General features: G+C 72.8%; 21 protein-coding genes and 1 pseudogene. 11 read left to right on the forward strand and 11 right to left on the reverse strand.

The genetic code is table 11. The features are described from left to right. Nucleotides 1-42 precede the first annotated feature (42 nt). On the reverse strand, nucleotides 43-501 hold the full coding sequence (locus tag AB8Z75_RS13450) for a MarR family winged helix-turn-helix transcriptional regulator (RefSeq protein ID WP_369201727.1): 459 nt from the start codon (nucleotides 499-501) through the stop codon (nucleotides 43-45). Nucleotides 502-727: 226 nt separating this feature from the next. Between AB8Z75_RS13450 and AB8Z75_RS13455 the strand changes: the two genes are divergently transcribed. Both AB8Z75_RS13455 and AB8Z75_RS13460 read left to right on the forward strand, forming a co-directional pair. Then, complete coding sequence (locus tag AB8Z75_RS13455) at nucleotides 728-1,846, forward strand: M23 family metallopeptidase (protein ID WP_369201728.1); 1,119 nt, start codon at nucleotides 728-730, stop codon at nucleotides 1,844-1,846. 384 nt (nucleotides 1,847-2,230) lie between these two features. After that, nucleotides 2,231-4,801, forward strand: coding sequence for a PA14 domain-containing protein (locus AB8Z75_RS13460; RefSeq protein ID WP_369201745.1), 2,571 nt, complete (start codon nucleotides 2,231-2,233; stop codon nucleotides 4,799-4,801). A gap of 88 nt (nucleotides 4,802-4,889) precedes the next feature. Here AB8Z75_RS13460 and AB8Z75_RS13465 read toward each other — a convergent pair whose 3' ends face one another. The 9 genes from AB8Z75_RS13465 to AB8Z75_RS13505 all read right to left on the reverse strand — a co-directional run bounded on the left by AB8Z75_RS13465 (nucleotide 4,890) and on the right by AB8Z75_RS13505 (nucleotide 13,712). Next, on the reverse strand, nucleotides 4,890-5,339 hold the full coding sequence (locus tag AB8Z75_RS13465) for a GNAT family N-acetyltransferase (protein WP_369201729.1): 450 nt from the start codon (nucleotides 5,337-5,339) through the stop codon (nucleotides 4,890-4,892). A gap of 141 nt (nucleotides 5,340-5,480) precedes the next feature. Further along, the gene (locus tag AB8Z75_RS13470; RefSeq protein WP_369201730.1) at nucleotides 5,481-6,746 is read right to left on the reverse strand and encodes a glycosyltransferase; all 1,266 of its coding nucleotides are present in this window, start codon (nucleotides 6,744-6,746) and stop codon (nucleotides 5,481-5,483) included. 120 nt (nucleotides 6,747-6,866) lie between these two features. Continuing rightward, nucleotides 6,867-7,649: an SDR family NAD(P)-dependent oxidoreductase gene (locus tag AB8Z75_RS13475; RefSeq protein ID WP_369201731.1), complete on the reverse strand. Its 783-nt coding sequence runs from the start codon at nucleotides 7,647-7,649 to the stop codon at nucleotides 6,867-6,869. Next, nucleotides 7,646-9,193, reverse strand: a complete 1,548-nt coding sequence (locus AB8Z75_RS13480) for a SulP family inorganic anion transporter (protein WP_369201732.1) — start codon at nucleotides 9,191-9,193, stop codon at nucleotides 7,646-7,648. Before AB8Z75_RS13480 ends, AB8Z75_RS13475 begins: the two co-directional genes overlap by 4 nt. Before the next feature lie 11 nt (nucleotides 9,194-9,204). Continuing rightward, on the reverse strand, nucleotides 9,205-9,822 hold the full coding sequence (locus tag AB8Z75_RS13485) for a carbonic anhydrase (protein WP_369201733.1): 618 nt from the start codon (nucleotides 9,820-9,822) through the stop codon (nucleotides 9,205-9,207). 146 nt (nucleotides 9,823-9,968) lie between these two features. Then, nucleotides 9,969-10,343 carry a hypothetical protein gene (locus AB8Z75_RS13490; RefSeq protein ID WP_369201734.1) on the reverse strand — a complete coding sequence of 125 codons (375 nt, stop codon included), beginning with the start codon at nucleotides 10,341-10,343 and terminating at the stop codon, nucleotides 9,969-9,971. Nucleotides 10,344-10,567: 224 nt separating this feature from the next. Next, nucleotides 10,568-11,404, reverse strand: a complete 837-nt coding sequence (locus AB8Z75_RS13495) for a carbohydrate ABC transporter permease (RefSeq protein WP_369201735.1) — start codon at nucleotides 11,402-11,404, stop codon at nucleotides 10,568-10,570. Between the two features lie 17 nt (nucleotides 11,405-11,421). Then, nucleotides 11,422-12,372 (reverse strand): carbohydrate ABC transporter permease, encoded by a 951-nt coding sequence (locus AB8Z75_RS13500; RefSeq protein WP_369201736.1) that lies wholly within the window; start codon nucleotides 12,370-12,372, stop codon nucleotides 11,422-11,424. Beyond that, nucleotides 12,369-13,712: an extracellular solute-binding protein gene (locus AB8Z75_RS13505; RefSeq protein WP_369201737.1), complete on the reverse strand. Its 1,344-nt coding sequence runs from the start codon at nucleotides 13,710-13,712 to the stop codon at nucleotides 12,369-12,371. Before AB8Z75_RS13505 ends, AB8Z75_RS13500 begins: the two co-directional genes overlap by 4 nt. 138 nt (nucleotides 13,713-13,850) lie before the next feature. Here AB8Z75_RS13505 and AB8Z75_RS13510 point away from each other — a divergent pair, with 138 nt between their 5' ends. Together AB8Z75_RS13510 and AB8Z75_RS13515 are read left to right on the forward strand one after the other, a co-directional pair. Beyond that, a complete protein-coding gene (locus AB8Z75_RS13510; protein ID WP_369201738.1) occupies nucleotides 13,851-14,207 on the forward strand; it encodes a PRC-barrel domain-containing protein in 357 nt (118 codons plus the stop codon). Nucleotides 14,208-14,222: 15 nt separating this feature from the next. Next, nucleotides 14,223-14,393 (forward strand): hypothetical protein, encoded by a 171-nt coding sequence (locus AB8Z75_RS13515; RefSeq protein ID WP_181856226.1) that lies wholly within the window; start codon nucleotides 14,223-14,225, stop codon nucleotides 14,391-14,393. Between the two features lie 57 nt (nucleotides 14,394-14,450). Here AB8Z75_RS13515 and AB8Z75_RS13520 read toward each other — a convergent pair whose 3' ends face one another. Then, nucleotides 14,451-15,380, reverse strand: coding sequence for a LysR substrate-binding domain-containing protein (locus AB8Z75_RS13520; protein WP_369201739.1), 930 nt, complete (start codon nucleotides 15,378-15,380; stop codon nucleotides 14,451-14,453). Between the two features lie 99 nt (nucleotides 15,381-15,479). On the opposite strand from AB8Z75_RS13520, the gene AB8Z75_RS13525 reads away from it, so the two are divergent. The 7 genes and pseudogenes from AB8Z75_RS13525 to AB8Z75_RS13555 form a co-directional block, all read left to right on the forward strand. After that, nucleotides 15,480-16,316 carry a TauD/TfdA dioxygenase family protein gene (locus AB8Z75_RS13525; protein ID WP_369201740.1) on the forward strand — a complete coding sequence of 279 codons (837 nt, stop codon included), beginning with the start codon at nucleotides 15,480-15,482 and terminating at the stop codon, nucleotides 16,314-16,316. A 470-nt stretch (nucleotides 16,317-16,786) separates the two neighbouring features. After that, a complete protein-coding gene (locus AB8Z75_RS13530) occupies nucleotides 16,787-17,623 on the forward strand; it encodes an SAM-dependent methyltransferase (RefSeq protein ID WP_369201746.1) in 837 nt (278 codons plus the stop codon). Between the two features lie 239 nt (nucleotides 17,624-17,862). Then, complete coding sequence (locus AB8Z75_RS13535; protein WP_369201741.1) at nucleotides 17,863-19,260, forward strand: extracellular solute-binding protein; 1,398 nt, start codon at nucleotides 17,863-17,865, stop codon at nucleotides 19,258-19,260. Continuing rightward, a complete protein-coding gene (locus tag AB8Z75_RS13540; protein ID WP_369201742.1) occupies nucleotides 19,235-20,311 on the forward strand; it encodes a carbohydrate ABC transporter permease in 1,077 nt (358 codons plus the stop codon). The genes AB8Z75_RS13535 and AB8Z75_RS13540 overlap by 26 nt, the downstream gene beginning before the upstream one ends. After that, on the forward strand, nucleotides 20,308-21,168 hold the full coding sequence (locus tag AB8Z75_RS13545; protein WP_369201743.1) for a carbohydrate ABC transporter permease: 861 nt from the start codon (nucleotides 20,308-20,310) through the stop codon (nucleotides 21,166-21,168). Before AB8Z75_RS13540 ends, AB8Z75_RS13545 begins: the two co-directional genes overlap by 4 nt. After that, on the forward strand, nucleotides 21,168-22,277 hold the full coding sequence (locus AB8Z75_RS13550) for an ABC transporter ATP-binding protein (RefSeq protein WP_369201744.1): 1,110 nt from the start codon (nucleotides 21,168-21,170) through the stop codon (nucleotides 22,275-22,277). The genes AB8Z75_RS13545 and AB8Z75_RS13550 overlap by 1 nt, the downstream gene beginning before the upstream one ends. Then, nucleotides 22,274-22,628: pseudogene (locus AB8Z75_RS13555) on the forward strand (PHP domain-containing protein); the annotation flags it as partial. The gene AB8Z75_RS13550 and the pseudogene AB8Z75_RS13555, both read left to right, overlap by 4 nt.

Below are 22,628 nucleotides of genomic sequence, written 5' to 3' on the forward strand. Positions count from 1 at the left end.
GAGGTGGAGGGAGGGAGGTGAAGGGACGGGAGGAGCGCGGGGTCAGGGGCCGGGCCTGCGGCCCTGGATCGCGCGGGCGAGGGCCGGCAGCGCGACGCGCACCGCGCGCTGTTCGGGCTCGCTCAGCTCGCCGAGGAGCTCTTCGAGCGCCTGGGCGCGCTCGGCGCGGCGCCGGTGGAAGAGCCCGAGGCCCGCGTCGGTGGCCTCCACGAGCACGCCGCGCCCGTCGCTGGTGTCCGCGGTGCGCCGGACGAGTCCGGCGCGCTCCATCCGGGTGATGAGCTGGGTCATGTTCGGCTGCGAGACGCCCTCGGCCCTGGCCAGTTCGGTCAGCCGTTGCGGGCCCTCGCGGCCGAGGCGGGCCAGTGCCTGGCCGGCCGCGGTGCTCAGGTCGCCCGCGGTGGCGCTGCGGCGTACGTAGCGGACCATCTGCTCGACGGCGATGATCAGCTCCTCCGGCTCCTCCTGGGGAGCCGCCGAGTCCATAACCCGCTTATGCATGCACACATCATGCACTTCCGTGTACTGTGAAACAAGTTTTCGGCGGGGGAGGCCCGCGGGGCCGCCGGAGAGGTGCGCGGGGCGCCGGACCGGCTCGGCCCGGCTATCAGGCCGGCCCGAAAAGCACCCGTCCCGGCGACAGTCTGCTGCGTCGAACGGCCCAAGCCGCCCGCGTGCCGCGCCCGCATGACCCGTCCCACGGGGTGCGCGGACGCACGATCGTGCCATGACTCAGGCCGTACGAAAGAGACGGGCGGCGGCTCCACTGGCCGCGCTGCTGTGCGCCGCGGTGCTCGCCGGTGGTGCGCCGCACGCCACGGGAGCCGCCCCGGCGAAGGGTCCCTCCGAGGCCGCGCAGCCGTTGCCCGACCGGATCGCCGCCCTCTACCGCGAGGCCACCGCCGCCTCCGCGCGGTTCGAGGCCGCCCAGCGCAAGGCGTCCGCGCAGCGGGCCGCCGCCCGGCACGCCGCACGCGCCGTCCACCGGGGCGAGCGGCGACTGCGCACCCTGCACAGGCAGCTCGGCGCCGTGGCGCGCCTGCAGTACCAGCAGGGCGGCTGGGCCCCCAGTACCCGCCTGCTGACGACCTCGTCGCCCGAGGCCCTGCTCGGCAGGCTGCGCTCCCAGCGCCAGGGCGACCATGCCTTCCGGCGGCTGCTGCACACCACCAGGGACACCCAGCGCCGACTCGTGCGCGACCGGGCACACGAACGTGCCCTGCTGGGCAGGCTGAAGGCGGACGCCGCGCGTCAGCAGCGCGCCGAGCGCACCGTCGAGCGGCGGCTCGCGCAGGCCAGGGCGCGGCTGCGGCAGGAGCGCGCGGACCGGGCGGCTCGCGCCGCGGGGCCTGTGACGCGCGCGGCGCTCAGGGCGGTGCCCGCCGCCTCGTCCGGCGGCTGCGCCTACAGCCCTCCGCCGGCCAAGCGCGGGCACAGCGACGCGAAGTGGGTGAAGCCCGTGAAGGGGTACACGCTCTCCGCGGGCTTCGCCTCCTCGGGCAAGCGCTGGGCGCACAGCCACACGGGGCAGGACTTCGCCGTGGGGGTCGGGACGCCGGTGCGGGCGGTCGGCGCGGGCACCGTCGTCAAGACGGAGTGCGGCGGTCCGTTCGGCAACCACATCGTCATCCGGCACCCGAACGGCTACTACACCCAGTACGCGCACCTCTCCCGTATCCAGACCAAGAAGGGCGCCCACGTGCGTGCGGGGGAGCGCATCGGGCTGTCCGGCAACACGGGCAACTCGACGGGGCCGCACCTGCACTTCGAGGTCCGGGTCACGCCCGAGGCCGGCTCCGGTGTCGACCCGGTGCCGTGGCTGCGCAACCGGGGTGTGGACGTCTGAGGCGGTCGTTCCCGCCGAGCGGCGTGGAGGGGCCCGGGCCCGACGGTCCGGGCCCCTCGCCGTGCACGGCTCGTGCGCGGGGCCGGGGGCGTGCGTGGTGGATCCGGCGGGTGTCGTGTGGTGGATCCGGCGAGGTGTCGCGGCTCCGGGTGGCCGGGTGTCGGGACTCTGGACAGTCCCTGACACCGCGTGCTCTCATGCGTACTGCGCGTGTTCCAACATTTTCCGACAGTGACCTACAGGGTCGCACTCTGACAACGATGTCAGAGCCTCTGTTCGCCGGACCCGCACGGAGCGCACCACCGCACCCACCCGGAGGTACCCGTGAGACGCGCACATCCCTGGCCTGCGGCGCTCACCGCCGCCCTCGCACTCCTCGCCCTCCTGGCCGCTGCACTCGGCTCCGGACCGTCGGCCGCCGCCGCGACCGACGACCCGCCCGTGGTGCACGGCCTCAAGGGCGAGTACTGGACACAGAGCGCCCCCGGCGCCCACGACTTCGGCACCCTCCAGGCCACCGCCGTCGACCCCGCACTCGACTTCGACGACCTGGAGCCGCGGCTGTCCGAGCGGGCGGGCCGCAGCGACCACGCCAGCGTCCGCTGGACCGGACGGCTCACCCCGGACAGGACGGGCGACCACACCTTCCACGTCACCGGCGACAACGGTTTCCGCGTGTGGGTCGGCGACGAACTCGTCATCGACCACTGGGTCGCCGACTGGGACAAGGAGATCACCTCCGAGCCCGTCGAACTGACCGCGGGACGGGCCTACGACCTCAAGGTCGAGTACTTCGAGGAGGACGGCGGCTCCAACCTCCACCTGCGCTGGACGCCGCCCGGCGGGAAGAAGACGGCCGTACCGCAGTCCGCCTTCACCCTCCCCGAGGGCTTCGACTACGACGGCCCCGCCGAGATGCACGTCCTCGCCTCGGGGCGCACCCTCCAACTCCGCTTCCCGCAGCGCCTCGCCGCCCCGCCCGCCGCGCTGCGCGACCATCTTAAGGCCGTCATCGGCGGCGCCGAATGGCCGCTGGGGCAGGCCAGGGCCGCCGAGGACGACCCCTACGCGCTCCTCGTCCCGCTCACCGAACCGGTCGTCGGGCAAGGCGGAACCGCCGAGCTGCGCTACGACGGCGAGGGCGGTCTGGCCGGCGCGGACGGCGAAGCGATCGGCGCCTTCCGGGCGGGCGGCGACAACCGCTCCGAGTACCAGCTGTCCACCCGCTGGGCCAAGGACGTCGGTCCCGGCAACGCGCTGCCCGAGTACCCCAGGCCCCAGCTGAAGCGCGACAAGTGGAAGAACCTCAACGGCACCTGGCAGTTCGCCGGAGCGGAGAAGGGCCAGGCGCCGCCGGTCGGGCGCCACAAGCGGCTGGACGAGAAGATCCTGGTGCCCTACCCCGTCGAATCCCGGCTCTCCGGTGTCGAACGGCACGAGGAACGGATGTGGTACAAGCGCACGTTCACCGTGCCCAAGAGCTGGAAGGTGAGCGACGGTGCCCGGGGCAAGCGGCTCCACCTCACCTTCGACGCCGTCGACTGGCAGGCCACGGTCTACGTCAACGGCAAGCGGGTCGCCACGCACAAGGGCGGCTACGACCGCTTCACCGCCGACGTCACCGACGCGCTGAAGCCCGGCGGCCGACAGGAGCTCGTCGTCGGCGTCTACGACCCGACCGACGACGCCGAAGGACCCAACCCGCCCGTCGGCAAGCAGCGGCTGAGCCCCGAGGGCATCTGGTACACCCCCTCCTCCGGCATCTGGCAGACCGTGTGGATGGAACCGGTCGCCGCCGACCACACGACCGACGTGCAGACCACCCCCGACCTGTCCGGTGAGCAGGTCGCCGTCACCGCGCGCGGCGTGCGCGACGGCGTGCCCGTCACCGCCATCGCCTACGACGGGAAGAAGGAGGTCGGCCGCGCCACCGGCAGCGGCGCCGAGCCCTTCGAGGTGCCCGTGCCGAAACCGCACCTGTGGTCGCCCGACGACCCGCACCTGTACACCCTCACCGTACGGGTGGGCCAGGGGCGTTCCGCCGACACCGTCGAGAGCTACTTCGGCATGCGCGAGATCTCCGTCGAGACGGTCGACGGCCAGCGGCGCATGGTGCTCAACGGCGAGCCCGTCTTCTCCATGGCCACGCTCGACCAGGGCTTCTGGCCCGAGAGCCTGCACACGGCGCCCACCGACGAGGCACTCGCGTTCGACCTGGAGCAGCACAAGGAGATGGGCTTCAACTCCGTACGCAAGCACATCAAGGTCGAACCCGACCGCTGGTTCTACCACGCCGACCGGCTCGGCCTGCTGGTGTGGCAGGACATGCCCTCCATGCGCTCGGACCGCACGCCAGGCAGCGCGGCCCGCGCCCAGTACGAGCACGAGATGCGGGAGATGATCCGGCAGCACGACAGCCACCCCTCGGTGATCATGTGGGTCACCTTCAACGAGGGCTGGGGCCAGTACGACCAGGCCCGCGTCGCCGACTACGCCAAGGGGCTCGACCCGACGCGGCTGGTGAACAACATGAGCGGGCACAACTGCTGCGGCGCGGTCGACGGCGGCAACGGCGACATCTCCGACGCGCACGGCTACCCGAGCGCACAGCTGCCAGAACCCGACGGGCAACGGGCGCTGGTGAGCGGCGAGTACGGCGGCCTGGGGCTCGCCGTGCCGGGCCACGCCTGGCCCGTGCGGCACACCTACGTCGGGGTGGAGAAGGACGCGTACACCGACGCGTACCTGGCGAAGCTGGCCGAGGTCGAGCAGTTCGCCGCCTGCCAGGGCAGCAGCGGCGCCGTCTACACCCAGATCACCGACCTGGAGGGGGAGCTGAACGGCCTGCTCACCTACGACCGCCAGGTCGTCAAGCCGGACGTGGACCGATTGCGGGCGGCCCACGAGAAGCTGATCGAGGGCGCCGCCGAAGGCTCCCTCACCTGCGAGCGGTAACCACCGGGGCCGGTTGCCTCCCGCTGCCTTCCCCGCCGCGCGCGGCGGGGAAGGCAGCGGGGATCGCCGTGCGAGTCCCGGAGCCCGGTCAGACCTTGCGGTGCATGCCGACGGACTGCGGTGCCGTCTCGACGAAACCGAAGCGGCTGTAGAGGTGGTGCGCGTCGCCGTCGGCGATGAGGGAGACGTAGGCGCCGGCCGGGGCGCGCCGCTCCAGTGCGCCGGTCAGCTCCGCCATGATCCGCTTGCCGAGCCCTCTGCCCTGGTGCGCGGGCAGGACGCACACGTCCGCGATCTGGAAGCAGGAGCCTCCGTCGCCGATCACCCGCCCCATGCCGACGATCCGCCCGGCGGCCTCCTTCTCGCCGGTGGGCACCGCCTCGACCACCACGCCGTACCAGGTGCCCGGCAGGCCGCGCGCCACGGCCTCGACGGACCTCGGCCCCATTCCGCACGCGTGGCGCAGCGCGCGGAAGGTCTCGACGTCGGGGACACCGGCTCCGACCTCATAGGTGTAATGGTCCATGCTGGTCGTCATAGCTTACACGCTAGCAGTTCCGACCGGCCGCCCACACGTCGCCGAGGCGTCAGGCCACCCCGGGTCCGCAGCGGCACCCAGGCGACTTCCGCCCGACTCGGACCCGCACCGGCCCAGGCCCGTACCCAGCCCGCGACCGGCTCACCGCCGCCGTGCGGTGAGCGCGCCGACGGCCGCGACCACGGCGCCCGTGCCGTCCTCCGCGCGCACGCGGGCCGCCACCTGACGGGCGCGGCGGGCATGGGACGGGTCGCGGACGGCGGCCCCCAGCGCGGCGGCCAGCCGGTCGGCCGTCAGAGCGCGCAGCGGCACCACGCGCGGCGCCACGCCCAGTGCGACCAGGCGCGACGCCCAGAATCCCGCGTCGAACTGGACGGGCACGGGCACGGCGGGCACCCCGGCGCGCAGCCCCGCGGCGGTCGTGCCCGCGCCGCAGTGGTGCACGACGGCGGCCATACGGGGAAAGAGCAGGGAGTGCGGCACCTCCTCGACGGTCAGCAGATCGTCCGCCTCCTGAGCCAGCAGCCCGGCCCAGCCGCGCTGCACCACCCCGCGCAGCCCCGCAGCACGCAGCGCCCGCACCACCGTCGCGCTGGTGCGCGCGGAGTCGGGCACCGTGGCGCTGCCCAGACCGACGAAGACGGGAGGATCGCCCGCCGCGAGGAACCTCTCAACCCGGTCGGGCAGGCGCGCCCCGGGCGGGTCGTGGGGCCACCAGTAGCCGCACACCTCCAGGCCGGGCCGCCAGTCGCGCGGCCTGGGCACCACCGTGGGGCTGAACCCGTGCAGCACGGGCCACCGCTGCCGCTCCCGCGTCCGGTGGTTCGCGGCGCGCGCCGCGCCGGGCGGAGCGGCGGGCAGGCCGCGCAGGGTGGTCCGTACCGTCTCGGCGAAGACCCGGTCCACCGCGACGTTGCCCAAGTGCCCGGCGAGCCGGTTGCCCCACGGCCCGTAGGAGCGGGCGCCGAGCACCGAGGGGCCGAACTCCCGTGTGGCGTGCAGCGGTTGGAGGAAGGCGCCGAGGCTGGGCACCCCCAGGCCCTCGCCCAGGGCGTGACCGAGCGGCGCCAGCGAACTGGAGCACACCAGCGCGTCGCTCTCGCGGGCGAGCGCGGCCAGCGGCGGCGCCATGTCGCCGACCAGCGCCCTGGCCATGGCGAGCAGCCGCAGTATCTTGCCGGCGCCGGTGGAAGCGTCGTGCAGGGCCCGGCCGCGCCCGGACTCCAGTGCGGCCCTGGGGTCGACGGGGAGCGGACACAGGCCCACGCCCGCCGCCTCGACCAGCGGGCCGAAGGAGGCGTGGGTGGCCACCGTGACCTCGTGCCCGGCGGCGGCCAGGCCGTGCGCGAGCCCCGTGTAGGGCGCGATGTCCCCCCGGGAGCCCGCCGTCATCACCGCAACGCGCATGGCCCCAGTATCCGCGACGGGCGGCCTGGTGGGATGCCGCTGGCGCATGACGGCGGCGCGCCCCGCTCGGGGGCGCGCTCCGCTCGGGGGGCGCTCCGCTCACGCGCCCCGGCGTCGCTCTCAGCCGTGCGCCATGGTGCGGTTCATCGCCAGGTTGGACACCAGCAGCCCCCCGTCGACCGGCAGTGAGACGCCGGTGATCCAGGCGGCGTCCGAGGACGCCAGGAAGGCGACGGCCGCCGCGATGTCGGACGGCTCACCGACGCGGCCGAGCGGATAGTGGGCCGAGACCTCCTCCAGCATCGTCTCCCGCCCCCGCCACACGTCGGTGCGTACGGTGCCCGGTTCGACGAGGTTGACCCGCACGCCGCGCGGGGCCGACTCGACGGCGAGCGTGCGGGTCAGTGAGGCCAGCCCCGCCTTGGCGGCGCTGTAGGCGTGCTCACCGAAGTGCGCTTCGGCGTTGACGGAGCCGACGCTGACGATCGCGCCCCGGCCCGGGGCCGCGGCCAGCAGCGGCAGCGCGGCCCGGGCGCACCGGGCCGCGCCGTGCAGGGTCACCTCGAAGTCCTCGTACCAGGCCGCCTCGTCCCACTCCTCGAAGCGGTCCGGGTCGCGGTGGCAGGAGTAGGCGTTGTTGACCAGCACGTCCAGCGAGCCGAAGGCCTCGGCGGCGCGGGCGACGGCGGCCTCCACGGCAGCCGCGTCCCGCACGTCGCAGGCGTGTGCCTCGGCGGTTCCGCCGTCGGCGCGGACGGCCGCCGCCACCGCGCGGGCGCGCTCCGCGTCCCGGTCGGTGACCAGGACGCGTGCGCCCTCCGTCGCGAGGCGGCGTGCGACGGCCGCTCCGATGCCCTGCCCTGCCCCGGTCACCAGCGCGGTGTACCCCTCGAATCGTGTCATCCGATCATGCTAGAAGTGCTCTCCTCCCGGTGGACAGGCTCCGTGCGGGCCGCGACCCTGTTGTGCTGCTCCTCCCACTGCGAGAGCGCCAGCGCGCAGGCGTGGTCCACGTGCCGCAGTTTCTCCAGCCGCAGCTCCACGCGGCGGCCGGCGGGCAGCGCCTCCAACTGGTCCTGGAGTTTGGGCAGCCGCAGGAAGGTGGCGTTGCCCTGGACCAGGACGCGCAACGGCCGCCCTTCGCCGGGGTCCTCGGTCTCCACCTGGACGTGCGAGGTCTCCCACGCGGTCTTGACCACCGCCATCAGCAGCCCCAGCAGCACGCCCTTGAACATGTCGGTCAGGACGATCGCCAGCGCCGTGACGGCCAGCACCACGGCCTCGGCCCGGTGCCGGCGCCACATCGGCCCCAGGTCCTTGAGCGGAATCAGCTTCCAGCCCGCGTGCAGCAGTACCCCGGCCAGCGAGCAGAGCGGGATCATGCCGAGCGCGGCGGGGAAGGCGGCGGCGAACAGCAGCAGCCAGACGCCGTGCAGCACGCGGGAGGCCTTCGTCCTGGCACCGGCCGACACGTTCGCCGAGCTGCGGACGATGACGGCGGTCATCGGCAGCGCCCCGAGCACACCGCACACGGTGTTGCCGGCGCCCTGGGCCATCAGCTCCTTGTCGTAGCGGGTGCGGGGGCCGTCGTGCAGCCGGTCGACGGCGGCGGCGCTGAACAGCGACTCGGCGGAGGCGATCAGGGTGAAGGCCAGGACGGTGCTGAGCATGCCGACGGAGGCCAGCGAAGAGAAGTCGGCGAGTGCGGGCGGCTGGACGGAGTCGAAGAGGCCCTGCACCTCCACCCGTGCCACCGGCAGGTCGAATCCGGCGGTCACGCCCGTGGCGAGCAGGACGGCGGCCAGCGGAGCGGGCAGCACCCGCGAGGCGGCCCGCCACCTGGGCCACAGCAGCAGCACCGCCACGGTGGCCGCGCCGAGGGCGACCGCGATCAGGGCCTCGTTGTCGGCCGCCGTGTCCACCACCAGCGCGCCCAGACCGAGCAGCTTGTCGGGGCCGCCGGCCGGAGCCTTCGCGTCGGCCAGCGCGTAGAGCTGGCCGGCGATCAGCACCAGGCCGATCCCGGCGAGCATGCCCTGGACGACGGAGACGGAGATGGCGCGGAACCAGCGGCCCAGCCGCAGCGCGCCCATCAGCAGTTGCAGCAGCCCGGCGGCGAGCACCAGCACCCCCAGGCCGCTGAGCCCGTAGGTGCGCACGGCCTCGAAGACGAGCACCGTGAGCCCCGCTGCGGGGCCGCTGACCTGGAGACTGCTGCCGGGCAGCAACCCGGTGACCAGCCCGCCCACGATGCCGGTGACCAGCCCGAGTTCGGCCGGGACGCCGGAGGCGACGGCGATGCCCACGCACAGCGGCAGGGCGACGAGGAAGACGACGAGCGAGGCGGTGAAGTCGGCCCGCAGGCTGCCGCGGCTGCGGAAGGGGTTGAGCCGGGCGGTCAGGGAGGAGCGGCGCCCGGCGTTGTCCGTGTGTGTCGTGTGCGTCATGGCGGAACCCCTCACAGCGGGAGGAACGCGTCGGTGCGCGCGTCCAGTTCGAGCACCTGGCCGGTGTGGACGGTGTAGAACCAGCCGCGCAGCCCGAGCTGCCCGGCCGCCTCCCGTTCGGCCACGCACGGGTAGCCGCGCAGCCGTGCGAGCTGGACCCGTACGTGGCGCTGGACGGCGGTGGCCACATCGGGGCGGTTCCGTTCGTCGCCGTCGCCCGCCAGTTCCTCCACGGGCGCCAGTTGGGTGGTCAGCCAGCCGTCGACGGCGGGCACGGCCGCCAGGTCGTCGCCGCGCACCCGCGCGCCGACCGCCCCGCAGTGCGAGTGGCCGCACACCACGATCTCGGGCACCTCCAGCACGCGTACCGCGTACTCGATCGTGGCGGCCTCGGCGGTGGGGTGCCCGTCGGCGTAGGGCGGTACGACATTGCCCGCCGTGCGCAGCTCGAACAGCTGCCCCGGCAGGGCTCCGGCGAAGACGGCGGGCTGGACCCGCGAGTCGGAGCAGGTGAGGAAGAGGGCTTCGGGGGACTGGCCGTCCGCCAGCCGCGCGTAGCGCTCGGCTTCGTCGGAGCGGTCACGGACGCGTGCGGGGAAAGCACGGGTGTAAGGGAGCAGAGAGCGCATGCGATGACCTTGCGTTCCGGTGGGACTTCGGTGAGTGAGCCGAGGGCGGCAGTCCGGATCGGGCCCCGCGCCGCGTCGCAGGCGACGTCGCCGGACGTCGCTGCGGAAGGACGGGGGTCACGCGTACCCGGGTGCCGCGGCCGTGCTCAGCGCCGGAACACCTGGTGCAGGACGGGGACCTCGACGGATCTGCTCCACGGCACGCCCGCGCTCCCGGTCTCGGGCAGCGCGCTGGTGTGCGTGGCGGCGAGGGACTGGGCCGCTCGGCAGCCCGCGAACAGGGGACGTTCGCCGGGAGGCGGCGGCGAGGTGGGGGTGCGCACGGCGCGGCGTGCCTGGCAGCCGGTGTTCTCGTGCTCGACCTCGCCCGGCGCCGAGAGCGCCGAGGACTGGGCGGCGGCGGGCGCGCGTTCGGCCGTCGCCGACGGGAGGGCGCTCGCCCCCTGGGCGGCCAGCAGCAGGGCGAGGAGCACCGCGAAGGCGTGGACGCACGCCCGTACGGCGGTCACACAGCGACGCATGGCCCCCTCCCCGGTTCGCCGGTCACGTCTGGAGGTCTCCATCGTCACCCACGCTGTGTGACGAACCGCCGCGCTTTCGGTGAACAACCGGTGAACTCACCCGGGAGGGGCAGGGTCTTTCGCTCGCGCCCCGTTCTTTTCGGCCGCAACGGCCGGAAGTGGCGGGGACGCGGGTCGGAACCACTGGTCGACGTTCGAACTGCTGTGCTCGTGACCGGTGTGGTTCAGCCCTTGAAGGCCCCCTGCAACAGACCGGCGACGAAGCTCCGCTGGAAGAGCACGTACACGATCGTGATGGGCAGCATCACCAGGATCGTGCCCGCCGCCAGCATCGGTACGTCCGTGTTGTTCTGCCCCACGAAGAACCCGAGCCCCGCCGGAGCGGTGCGCTTGGTCGCGTCCTGGATGAGCACCAGCACCAGCAGGAACTGGTTCCACGACCACATGAACACCAGCACCCCCAGCGTCGTCAGGGCGGGCCTCGCCAGCGGCAGCAGGACCCTGAACAGAATCGTCCACGAGGACGCCCCGTCGATCCGTGCCGCCTCCACCAGCTCCAAGGGAGTGGTGCGGAAGTGCGTCCGCATCCAGAAGACGCTGAACGGCAGGAACAGCGCGATCTCCACCAGGATGACGCCCAGGTAGGAGTCGGTCAGCCCGATGCCGCGCAGGTCGAAGTAGAGCGGGACGACGATGAGTTCCACCGGGATCGTCAGCCCCGCCACGAACAGCGCCGCCACCCCGTCACCGCCGGGCAGCCGCATCGTGCCCAGCGCGTACCCGGCGAGCCCGGCCAGCACCAGCGAGGCCGGCACCACGCCGACGGCGATGAGCGCACTGGACCGCATCAGCGAGGAGAAGCCCGCCACCGTCCATGCCTGCCGGTAGTTGTCCAGGCTCCAGCGCTGTGGCCACTCCATGCCGACGACCGGTTCACCCGAGGGCTGCATGGACGCCAGGAAGACGCTGAGGAACGGAATGACGACGACGATCGCCCCCGCCGTCAGCAGCACGTACCCGGACCAGCGCTCCGTCCGGTACGCGGTGCCCGCCCTGTTCATACCCGCGCCCCCACGCCTCACGTCCCCTCCGTCCGCGACAGCCGGTTGATGACGTAGACCAGCACCAGGATCAGCAGACTCAGCACCACTCCCAGCGCCGCGGCCAGCCCCACCTTCCCCTCGGAGAACGCCAGCTTGTAGACCAGCAGCCCCGGCACGGTCGTCTCCTCGCCAGGACCGCCGCCGGTGGTGACGTAGACGATGTCGAAGCTGGCCAGCGCGGCGACCGTGGTCACCGTCAGCGCCACGGCCAACTCGCCGCGCAGCTGCGGAAGAGTCACCGAGACGAACTCCCGCACCGGGCCCGCGCCGTCCAGCCGCGCCGCCTCGTACACCTGCGGGTCGATCTTGTGCACCCCCGCCAGGAACAGCATCATGCACAGCCCGCTGAGCACCCAGGTGCCCACCAGTCCCACCGCGACCAGCGCCCAGTCGAAGTCGCCCAGCCACGGCCGCGCCCAGCCGCCGAGCCCGATCCCGCCCAGCGTCTCGTTGACCAGCCCGTCCTCGCCGTACAGCCACCGCCAGGTCACCCCCACCGCGACCAGCGGCACCACCTGCGGCAGCATGAAAAGCAGCCGGTAGACGCCGAGGCCCCGGCGCCGGGGGCCGGCACCCCCGAGCGAGGCCCGGGGCAGGGAGAGCAGCCCTGTCATCGCCAGTCCCGCCAGGATCGGCAGGAAAGCGAAGAACACGACGAGGACCAGCGCGTTGAACACCGCGCCGCGCAGCGCCGGATCGGTGAACACCTCCCGGTAGTTGCGCAGCCCCGCCCACTCGCCCAGCGTCACCCCGTCCCACTCGAACAGCGACAGGTAGGCGGTGTGCAGGGCGGGCAGCACGGCGAACGCCAGATAGACGGCGGCAGCCGGCAGGACGTAGAGGTAACCGCGCCAGGCGCGGCCTCCACGGCCCCCGCGGCGCCCGTTCCGGCCGCGTCCCACCCGCGGGCCTGTGGCCGCCGTCATCGTCCGCTCCCGTACCGCTCGTCCCACACGTCCTGGAGCGAGGCCAGAAAGGCCTTCGGCGTCGTCCGGTCCGCGAGGAGTTTCTGCACGCCGGCCCGCAGCGGGTCGAGCATGCCCGGCGCGGTGAAGTCGGGGAAGTGGTTCATGCCGTCGTCGTCGGTGACCCGCCGGTGAGCCCGCGCCACCTCACCCAGCACGCCCTTCGGCACGGGCACGGCCTCCTCGTCGACCGGCAGGAAACCGTTCGCGGCGACGATCTTCTGCGCCTCCTTCGACGCGAGGAAGTCGAGGAAGGCGCCCGCGGCCCGCGGATGCTCGGTGCGCGACGAGAGCGCGTACGAGACGCTGAAGCCCGAGGAGACGGCACGGGCGCCCTCGCGGGCGGCGGGCATCAGGAAGAACCCCGCCTTCTTGCCCATGGCCTGGGACAGCTGCCCCGCCGCCCAGTTGCCGTTGACGAGGAAGACGCTGTGGCCGCGCACGAACGCGCCGGTGGAGTCGTTCTGGGTGGTCCCGCCCGCGGCCTCGTCGACATAGCCCTTACGGCTCCACTCCGCCAGCTTCGCGGTGGCCGCCAGCGCCTCCTCGGTCTCGATGGTGGCGCCCTCAGCCCCCTTGACCCAGTCGCGGTACTCCTCGGGCGCCATCGCGTTGTTGAGCAGCGCCGCCCACAGGTGCAGCCCGCCCGAGTCGAGCGCGCCGACACCCAGCGGAGTCATCCCGGCCTTCTTGACGGCGGCCAGCTGCCGGTCGAACTCGGCCAGCGTGCGCGGCGGCCGGGTGATCCCCGCCTTCCGCGCCAGCTCCTTGTTGTAGTAGATCCCCGTCATCGACAGCCCGGCCGGTACCCCGTACAGGTGATCCCCCTCGGCGGCGCGTTCACCGGACCCAGTGAGCTGGTCGAGACCGGCCGCCGGGAACTTCTTCCGCCATCCGTAGGCGTCCCGGTACGGGCCCAGGTCCAGGATGTCGCCGCGCGCGGCGACGTCGTCCATGCCGACGGCGAACTGGGCCAGATCGGGCGCCGTGTCCGAGGCCATGGTGAGCTTGAGGCTTTTGACGTAATCGGCGAACTGCGTGTACCGCGGCTCGATCGTGATGTGCGGATGCTTCTCGTGGAACGCCGCCGCCAGCGCGTCCACCAGCGCGGGAGCGTCCGCGAAGGTGAGCGTGAGGGTGATGTCCTCCCTGGGCACGGCCGTGTCGGACGGCACCGTCCTGGGCCGGTCGGGGTCGGCCGCGGTCCCCGGGGTCAGCGCGCCGCACGCCGTGACCAGCACGGCGAGCAGCGCGAGGAGCGCGGGCAGGCGTGCTCGCCCGGCGCCGCCGTGCCTGTCCATACGCGCCCCCCGTCCAAGCGTCTGAGGCTGCGAGCGGGTCAGGACCGTACCAGCGGCGTCCCGCCCGGGCCAGACCGCCGGGTGCTGTGCGGAAAGCGGTGCCACTATGGAGACAGGCCCCCCGAATGTGGAGGAAAGATGTTCGAACCGGACGACATCCGGGAGTGGCGCGGGCACGACGTGGTCGACGAGAGCGGCGGCAGGATCGGCTCGCTGGAGTCGGTGTACGTGGACACGGCCACCGACCAGCCCTCCTTCGCCACCGTGACCGTGGGCATGCCCACCCGCCACCGCCTGGTCTTCGTTCCCCTGGCGGGAGCCACCGTCGGTCCTCAGTGCCTCAAGGTCAGGTACCCCAAGAGCCAGGTGAAGGACGCCCCGTCCCTCGGAACCGACGATGTGCTCGCCGCCGAGGACGAACCGTCCGTCTTCGCGCACTACGAACTGGAGTACGCCCCGGGCGCGGGCGGCGAACGCCGCCTGGCGCGCCGCTGAGCAGAGGAGGGTGAGATGGCGCTGTTCCTGTTCCTGGTCCTCGTGGCGATCGCGCTGGGCATCCTCGGCGCGGTCCTCAAGGGCCTCTTCTATCTGCTGATCATCGGTATCGTCGTCGCCCTGATCGCCTTCCTGTGGGCGGCCTACCGCATCACCACCCGCACCGGCAGACGCCGCGTGCGGTGACCCGGCGCGGGCCCTGCGGGGCCCCGCCCCGCCCGCCCCCGGAGACGCTGGAGGGGGCTAGCGCCGGAGGTCTTCCTCCTCCTGGCTGGAGACCGTGGTCCTCAGCCACGTGCGGAAGCGCTGGAATCCGGCGTCGCGCGTGAGCGCGGGAGACCACTGCACGAAGTAGCCCCGACTGGGCCGCGTGACCACCGGGCCCACTTCGCGCAGCAGCCCGCGCCGCAGATGGTCGCCCATGAGCGTGCGCCAGCTCAGCAGGACGCCGTTGCCGCTGATGGCGAGCGGGACGGCACTCCCGTACGTCGGGTACACGACTGTGCCGGCAGGGGCGCTGTACGTCAGGCCGTTCCCGGCGAACCAGGACCCCCAGTCCTGCCAGCTCCGGCCGGTGTGGTCGACGTGCAGCAGGGGTGCCGTGAGCAGGGCGTCGGCCGGGGAGTGCGGGGTGAGGCCGAGGTTGTCGGCGAGCTCGGGAGAGGCGACGGGGACCACCGACTCGGTCACCAGCGGCTCCGCGCACGACCCCGGCGCCGGGCCGTCGCCGAAACGCACGCTCACGTCGTGGTCGATGCCGGCGAGCTCGTGCTCGGAGTCGAAGATGGTGAGGTGTACGTCCGTCGGTGCGACCGCGGCGCGCACGTCCCCCAGGCGCGGCACGAACCAGCTCTCGGCGACCGACGGCTGTACCGCGACGCGCAACTGGTCGGCGCGCCCCCGCAGCCGGGACAACCGGGCCTCGAGGATGTCGAACGCCTCGGTGACGGTCTGGTGCAGGAGGGCCCCGTCCCGCGTCATCCGCGAGCGGTTGGCGTCCCGGTCGAACAGCGCGGTCCGCAACGAGTTCTCCAGGGCCTTCATCTGCTTGGAGACCGCGGGCTGGGACATGCCGAGCTCGGCCGCCGCCGCGGCGAAGCTGCCGAGGCGGCCCACCGCTTCGAGAACGACGAGCCGCTGCACCTGTCGGACGTCGCGGACCAGCAAGCGCACAGTACGCCCTCCTCTTCGACACTCACCCCAACCTCTGGTTGGGCCAGGCCAGCCAGCCGACGTCTGTCCGACCCGGCGGCGGCCTCCTAGCCTCCCAGCATGAGGCTTTTCTGCAACCGACTCACACCCGCACTCGGCGCGACGGCGACACTGCCGCTGGAAAACGGTGACGTCTCCGAAGAGACCGCCGACATGGTGCACACCGCCCTGATCGAGCACTCCGTCCTGATCTTCCCGAACGCCGGCCTCGACGCGAGACACCTGGTGCAGCTCGGAGACGCGCTGGGCACTCTCGGCGCCCGTCACCACTCCTACGCGACCCACCCGGACCACGAGGACGTCGTCGTACTGACGTGGGGTGGCGAAGACAAGCCTGACGCTGCCGAGTGGCACTCCGACATGACCTACCGGCGCCAACCGCCCTTCGCCTCGATCCTGCAGGCGGTGGAAGTCCCTCCTGTCGGCGGCGACACGCTGTGGGCCGGCATGTTCGCCGTGCACGACGCCCTCGACCCGGGGCTGCGGCGTGACCTCGAACAGCTCGAGGCCGTCCACGACATGGGAGCGTTCCGGACCGGCGCCTACCGGCAGGGAGGCGACGAAGGGATCAGCGAAGCACTCACCCGGGCCGGAACGGCCGTGCATCCGGTGATCGCGCACCATCCCGTGACCGGACGTCCCTACGTCAACGTGAGCGAGTCGTTCACGCGGTTCGTGATCGGTCTTTCCGCTCCCGAGAGCGCCAGGATCCTGACCTACCTGTTCGACCTCATCAACCGGCCCGACTTCCACGTCCGCCTCAAGTGGGAAGCGGGCACGGTCGTCCTCTGGGACAACCGCGGGACACAGCACTACGCGGTCGCCGACTACCTGCCCCACCGGCGCGTGATGCACCGCGTCGCCGTGACGGCCGACAAGCGCACTCCGGCCGGCTGAACCCGGCACCCCACCGCGCGCCCGGCCGCAGCCCGCAACCGTCGGGTGCGGTGCGTGCTCCGCGGGGCGGACGGCGGGAGCTCACCCGAGCCCGAGCCGAATCGCGGACCCGAGCCGAGTCGCCGTGCCGAGCTGAGTCGCCGTGCCGAGCTGAGTCGCCGTGCCGAGCCGAGTCGCCGTGCCGAGCCGAGTCGCCGGCCCGCCCGGCCGCGGGCCGGCTGGCCGGCGACCAGCAGGGCGGGCCGGCCATGCGGAACCGCGGGCGGGCGTAGACGCAGACGCGGGCGACCGCCTCGGCATCCTGTAGCCGGCACACCTGGAAACAGCGCGAACGAACGAACGCCCCGTGGCGTACAGCCATCTGGCGGTGACGGCACTGGCACGCCAGGGTGTACCGGACAGCACGCGACGTGATCGGAGCCCTTGTGAACGACAGTCAACGGACGGACCGCAGTGGACGCGACCTCGGCATGGGGGTGCCGCACTCCGCCCGCATGTACGACTACTACCTGGGCGGCAAGACCAACTACGAGAAGGACCGGGCGGGTGCGGAGGAGGCGCTGAAGGCCTGGCCCGCGGCCCGCAGCGCCGCCCGCGCCAACCGCGGCTTCATGCACCGCGCCACCAGGGCCCTCGCCCGGCAGGGCTTCCGCCAGTTCCTCGACATCGGCACCGGCATCCCCACCAGCCCCAACCTCCACGAAGTGGCCCAGGCCGCCTGCCCCGAGGCGCGTGTCGTCTACGCCGACAACGACCCCATCGTCCTCACCCACGCCCGCGCGCTCCTCGACGGCACTCCCGAGGGGCGTACGGAGTACGTCGAAGGGGACATCACCGAGCCCGAGTCGATCCTCGGCGACAGTGCGCTGTCCCGGACGCTCGACCTCACCCAGCCGGTCGTGCTGTCCGTCAACGCCGTGCTGCACTTCGTACCCGACGACCGCGACCCGTACGGCATCGTGTCGCGGCTCCTCGCCGCGTTGTCGCCCGGCTCGGCCCTGTGCCTGACCCATGTCACCGCCGACATCGACCCCGAGGGCGTCGGCCGGCTGGTGGACATCTACAACGCCAAGGGCGTCCCGACCCAGGCCCGCACCCGCGCGGACGTCGAGAAGTTCTTCACCGGCCTCGACCTGCTCGAACCGGGTATCCACCTCGCGCACAAGTGGCGCCCGGAGAACGGCGCGATTCCCGCCCAGACCCGTACCAGCCGTACCGCAGGGGCCGCTCGGTTCGACTCGGTGACCGACGGTCAGGTGAGCCTGTGGGCGGGCGTCGGCATCAAGCCCACGCAGGCCGGCACCTGAACCGGCGGAAGGCGCGTGGGGGGAAGTGCGGGACGGGGTGCCCTCCGGTACCCCCGGCCCCTCCGCGCCAGGCGCCACCCGGGCGAGGACGCGCCCCTCACCAACGCCCCGTCGGCGCAGGGCGGCCCGCCGGGGCGCCGTCGTGACGAAGAGGTAAGGACAACAGCTCTTTACGTCATGCGGGCCCCGTGTCAGCCTTCAACCTTCCGGCACGATCTCTGTCGCGAGGAGGGGCCCGGATGGGAGTCATCGCGCGGCGAACCGCCCTGCGAGCCGCCGTTCTCGGAGCGGGATCGGCGGCGCTCGCAGGCTGCGGGAGCGCGCTCGATCCACGCGGGGACACGGGCGGTGGCGTGGCGCTGACCCTCGCCACCAACGCCGTCTCGGGCGGCAAGAACGCCGACGAGGCGGACTGGATCGAGAAGTGGGTCATTCCCCGCTTCGTCGAGGACCAGCGGGCCAAGGGCGCGGACGTGCGTGCCGAGTTCCTGCCCAGCGGCGTCGACGACGAGCAGTACAAGACCAAGCTCGCTCTCGACCTCAAGGCCCAGGCGGGTCCCGACATCATGGGGCTGGACGGCATCTGGGTGGGCGAGTTCGCGCAGGCCCGCTACATCGAACCGCTGCGTGAGGTGGCCGGCCCCGGCATGGCCGACTGGGAGGGCTGGCGGCAGATCAGCCCCAAGGTGCGCTCGCTGGCCCGTTTCGAGGACCAGCTGTACGGCATACCCGCGGGCACGGACGCCCGGGTCCTCTACTTCCACAAGCCCCTCTTCCGCAAGGCCGGGCTGCCCGCCGACTGGCAGCCGGCGAGCTGGCGGGACGTCCTCGACGCGGCCCGCAAGCTCAAGCGGCTGGAGGGCGTCACCCCGCTCCAGGTCAACGCGGGTACCGCCATGGGAGAGGCCACCACCATGCAGGGCGTTCTGCCGCTGCTGGCGGGCGCGGGCGGATGGGTGTCCAAGGGGGACAGGTGGTACGGCGACACCCCCGAGCTCCGTGCGGTGCTGGGTTTCTACCGCGACATGTACGGGAGCGGTCTGGGCGATCCGAAGCTCCAGCAGGAGGCCAAGGGGCGCGACAAGTCCTTCGAGCGTTTCTCCGAGGGCAGGCTCGGCATCCTCGCCGAGGGGGACTACTTCTGGCGGGACGTGATCGCTCCCGAGACGGGCACCGCCGCCATGAAAAGCCGTGACAACGATGTCGGATACGCCCTCTTCCCGGCCCGCGCGCCCGGCGAAGGCCTCGGTGGCCGCGACCACATCAGCCTCTCCGGCGGCGCCGTCCACGTCCTCAACCCGCACACCCGACACCCCCGGGCGGCCTTCGAGCTGCTGACCGCGCTGCACTCCCCGGCGGCCCTGAAGGCCCGGCTCGGCGACAGCGCCATGATCACCGAACGCGACGACGTCAACGACGCGGTCCTCGACCAGGACCCCATGCTCCGCTTCTGCGCCGACAAGGCGCTCCCCGTCACCGCCTACCGGCCCCCGCTCGCCGCCTACACCGCCGTCTCCCTCGCGCTCCAGGAGGCCACGGCGCAGGTCGTCGCGGGCAAGGACCCCGGCCGCGCCGCGCAGGCCTACCGCAAGGAGCTCTTGGAGGTGCTCGGTGGCAGCGACCACGTCATCGGCTGAGTCCGCCACCCGGGCGGGCGGACAGCCCGCCGGCGGCGCCGGCGCCCGGGGCGGCGAGCCCGAGCGGGATGCGGCCGGGCTCGGCAGGCGCAGGGCCGCCGCCTTCGTCGCCCCGGCGCTCGTCCTGATCGCGCTCTTCCTCGTGCTGCCCGCGGTCTGGACGCTGTACCTGGGCGCCACCGACTACCGGCTCACCGGCATCCCCGCCATCGACCCCTCCTTCGTCGGCCTCGACAACGTCACCAGGGCGCTCGGCGACGACGACTTCCTGCACTCCCTGTGGCTGACCCTGCTGTTCGTCCTCGGCTCCGCCGTCATCGGCCAGGCCGGGCTCGGCTTCGCCCTCGCCTGGTGGATGCGGGAGCGCGCGGGCCGGCTCAGGACCACTCTCGAAGCGCTCGTCATGCTGGCGTGGATCCTGCCCAGTTCGGTCGTCGCGTTCTTGTGGATCGCCTTCCTCGACCGCGACGGCGGCACCCTCAACACCCTGCTCCACACCCCGGGCGCCGCCTGGCTGCTGGACCATCCGATGCTGTCGATCATCGTCTACAACATCTGGCGCGGCAGCGCCTTCTCGATGATGCTCTACAGCGCCGCCCTCGGGAACGTGCCCGCCTCCCACCTGGAGACCGCGCGGCTCGCCGGGGCGAGCGGGTGGCAGCAACTGCGCGACGTGGTCTTCCCCCGCATCCGCGGCCACGTCCTGACGAACCTGCTGCTGATCAGCCTGTGGACGTTCAACGACTTCACCCCCTTCCTGATCACCGCGGGCGGGCCCAACGGGGCGACCGAGACCCTCCCCGTGCACATCTACAAGACCGCGCTCGGCAGCGGCGCACTCGGCTACGGCGCCGCCCTCTCCTTCCTGATGCTGCTGATCAACCTGGTCGTCGCCGTCATCTACCTGCGCCTGCTCGGCCAGAAGAACAAGGCGCGCGGCAGCGGGAAGCGCCGGACCGCGGCGCGCGGAAGCGGAGGCCCCACGGACGAGGACGGCGCGCCCGCCGCCCCGCCCGCGGACGCGCCGGCCGCGAAGGAGGGAACCGCATGAGTGCCGCGACCCCGCGGCGCGCCGCCGACGGCCGCGACCCGGTCCGCGCGCTGCTGCGCGGCGTCGGCGCCTACCTCCTGGTCGCCCTGGCGCTGGCGTTCTTCGCGCTGCCGATGCTCTGGCTGGCCAGCGCGCCCTTCGACGAGCGCCCCGGCATCACCGCCTCCCTCCCCGACTTCACGCTCGCCAACTTCGCACGGCTGTGGGACAACCCGAACGCCGTCAACTCGCTGGCCAGTTCGCTCGTCCTGGCCGTCGGCAGCGCCGTGCTCGTCGTCGCGCTCTCCGCGCTGGCCGCCTACGCGCTCAGCCGTGTGCACATCCGTGGCCGCGACGGGCTGCTGTACGCGCTGCTGCTGCTCTCCTCGATCGTCACCGGCACCGCCGCGATGGTGCCGATCTTCCTGCTGGCGGCCGAACTCAACCTGGTCGACAGCTACCTGGGCGTCATCCTCGTCCTCACGGGCGGGCTGCTGCCCGCGGCGATCTTCATCCTCAAGGACTTCATGGACACCACGCCCCGCTCCTACGAGGAGTCGGCGCGGGTCTTCGGCGCCTCGCCGCTGCGCGTCCTGCGGGACGTGGTCGTCCCCGTCGTACGGCCGGGCCTGGCGACGGTGGGGGTGTGGACGGTCGCCCAGGTGTGGGGCAACTTCCTCATTCCGTTCCTGCTGCTGCGGTCGCCCGACAAGTCGCCCGCCGCGGTCGTCATGTACACCTTCTACACCGAGGGCGGCCAGCCCGACCTGGCTCTCATCTCCACCTTCTCGCTCCTGTACTCCCTGCCGGTCGTGCTGATGTTCCTCTTCGTCAGCCGCCGCTACGGATTCCGTTTCCACGGAGGGATCAAGGCCTGATGGCAGACATCACCCTGAACCGGCTCGCCAAGGTCTATCCCGGGGGTGTGCGGGCGCTCAGCGATCTCGACCTGACCGTGCGGGACGGCGAGTTCTTCGCGCTGCTCGGCCCCTCCGGATGCGGCAAGTCGACGCTGCTGCGCACCCTCGCCGGTCTCGAGGACGCCACCGGCGGCAGCGTCCACATCGCCGGAAGGGACGTCACGGCGCTGCCGCCGGGCGAGCGGGACATCGCCATGGTCTTCCAGGACTACGCCCTCTTCCCGCACATGACGGTCCACGAGAACATCGCCTACCCGCTCAAGATCAAGAAGGTGGCCAAGAGCGAACGCGCGGCCAAGGCCCGCGAGACGGCCGGGGAACTGGGCCTGGGCCACCTGGGGGAGCGCAGGCCGGGGCAGCTCTCCGGCGGCCAGCAGCAGCGCGCCGCGCTGGCCCGCGCCATGGCCTGCCACCCGCGGGTCTTCCTCTTCGACGAGCCGCTGTCCAACCTGGACGCCCGGATGCGCCTGGAGGCGCGCACCTTCTTGAAGAAGCTCCAGCGCGAGCTGGGCGTCACCACCGTCTTCGTCACCCACGACCAGGCCGAGGCGCTGGCCATGGCCGACCGCATCGCCGTGATGGAGAGCGGCGAACTGCGCCAGGTCGGCACGCCCACCGAGGTGTTCCGCCGCCCCGCCAGCACGTTCGTCGCCTCGTTCATCGGATCGACCCCGATGAACCTGCTCGACGGCGAACTGGTGGCCGGCGGCGGTGCGGTGCGCGTCGCCGGATGCGCACTGCCGGTGCCCGACGGCGCGCGGGCGCACGTCGAAGAGGGCGACAAGGTCGTCTACGGAGTGCGCCCCGAGTACCTGCGGTGGTCCGAGCGCGCCGTCGACGACGCGCTGAGCGGCACCGTCTCCGTCGTGGAGAACCTGGGCAGCGCGCACCTGGTCACCCTGGAGTGCGACGGCGGGCTCAGCGTGCAGGTCGTCGTCCCCGAGGAGCACGAGCCGGCCCTCGGCGCCCGCGGCTGGGCCGTGCCCCGCGAGAACCGTGCCCTGCTCTACCGCGACGGAGAGCTCGTCGGCGCCGCGCCCGCCGCCCCCGCCGAGGTGCCCGCTTGACCGCCGCCGACCAGGTGCACCGCGGCACCTGGACGATGGAGGCGCGCGCCGAGAACGTCCTGCGGACACTGCCCTTCGAGGTCGGCACCGATGCCGGCGCCCTCACCGTCACGCTGGCCTACCCGCACCGGACCGGCGTGCTCGATCTCGGACTCCTCGGTCCTGCGGGCGACTTCCGCGGCTGGTCGGGCGGCGCCCGTGACGCCTTCACGGTGACGGAGGCCTGGGCCACCCCCGGCTACCTGCCTGGCCCCCTGACAGCCGGTACCTGGCAGGTTCTCGTGCGGCTGCACCGGGTACCGCCCGCAGGGCTGCCCTACGAGGTGCGGGCTCGGACCGAACGGCGCGCCC

Origin of the sequence: Streptomyces sp. PU-14G, from assembly GCF_041028275.1 — a bacterium.
GTDB lineage: Bacteria > Actinomycetota > Actinomycetes > Streptomycetales > Streptomycetaceae > Streptomyces.

What these genes read in the sequence shown, in the direction of transcription:
- AB8Z75_RS13450 (WP_369201727.1), bottom strand. Translation starts at nt 501, where the DNA reads ATGCATAAGCGGGTTATGGACTCGGCGGCTCCCCAGGAGGAGCCGGAG.
- AB8Z75_RS13455 (WP_369201728.1), top strand. Translation starts at nt 728, where the DNA reads ATGACTCAGGCCGTACGAAAGAGACGGGCGGCGGCTCCACTGGCCGCG.
- AB8Z75_RS13465 (WP_369201729.1), bottom strand. Translation starts at nt 5,339, where the DNA reads ATGACGACCAGCATGGACCATTACACCTATGAGGTCGGAGCCGGTGTC.
- AB8Z75_RS13470 (WP_369201730.1), bottom strand. Translation starts at nt 6,746, where the DNA reads ATGCGCGTTGCGGTGATGACGGCGGGCTCCCGGGGGGACATCGCGCCC.
- AB8Z75_RS13475 (WP_369201731.1), bottom strand. Translation starts at nt 7,649, where the DNA reads ATGACACGATTCGAGGGGTACACCGCGCTGGTGACCGGGGCAGGGCAG.
- AB8Z75_RS13480 (WP_369201732.1), bottom strand. Translation starts at nt 9,193, where the DNA reads ATGACGCACACGACACACACGGACAACGCCGGGCGCCGCTCCTCCCTG.
- AB8Z75_RS13485 (WP_369201733.1), bottom strand. Translation starts at nt 9,822, where the DNA reads ATGCGCTCTCTGCTCCCTTACACCCGTGCTTTCCCCGCACGCGTCCGT.
- AB8Z75_RS13490 (WP_369201734.1), bottom strand. Translation starts at nt 10,343, where the DNA reads ATGCGTCGCTGTGTGACCGCCGTACGGGCGTGCGTCCACGCCTTCGCG.
- AB8Z75_RS13495 (WP_369201735.1), bottom strand. Translation starts at nt 11,404, where the DNA reads ATGAACAGGGCGGGCACCGCGTACCGGACGGAGCGCTGGTCCGGGTAC.
- AB8Z75_RS13500 (WP_369201736.1), bottom strand. Translation starts at nt 12,372, where the DNA reads ATGACGGCGGCCACAGGCCCGCGGGTGGGACGCGGCCGGAACGGGCGC.
- AB8Z75_RS13505 (WP_369201737.1), bottom strand. Translation starts at nt 13,712, where the DNA reads ATGGACAGGCACGGCGGCGCCGGGCGAGCACGCCTGCCCGCGCTCCTC.
- AB8Z75_RS13510 (WP_369201738.1), top strand. Translation starts at nt 13,851, where the DNA reads ATGTTCGAACCGGACGACATCCGGGAGTGGCGCGGGCACGACGTGGTC.
- AB8Z75_RS13515 (WP_181856226.1), top strand. Translation starts at nt 14,223, where the DNA reads ATGGCGCTGTTCCTGTTCCTGGTCCTCGTGGCGATCGCGCTGGGCATC.
- AB8Z75_RS13525 (WP_369201740.1), top strand. Translation starts at nt 15,480, where the DNA reads ATGAGGCTTTTCTGCAACCGACTCACACCCGCACTCGGCGCGACGGCG.
- AB8Z75_RS13530 (WP_369201746.1), top strand. Translation starts at nt 16,787, where the DNA reads ATGGGGGTGCCGCACTCCGCCCGCATGTACGACTACTACCTGGGCGGC.
- AB8Z75_RS13535 (WP_369201741.1), top strand. Translation starts at nt 17,863, where the DNA reads ATGGGAGTCATCGCGCGGCGAACCGCCCTGCGAGCCGCCGTTCTCGGA.
- AB8Z75_RS13545 (WP_369201743.1), top strand. Translation starts at nt 20,308, where the DNA reads ATGAGTGCCGCGACCCCGCGGCGCGCCGCCGACGGCCGCGACCCGGTC.
- AB8Z75_RS13550 (WP_369201744.1), top strand. Translation starts at nt 21,168, where the DNA reads ATGGCAGACATCACCCTGAACCGGCTCGCCAAGGTCTATCCCGGGGGT.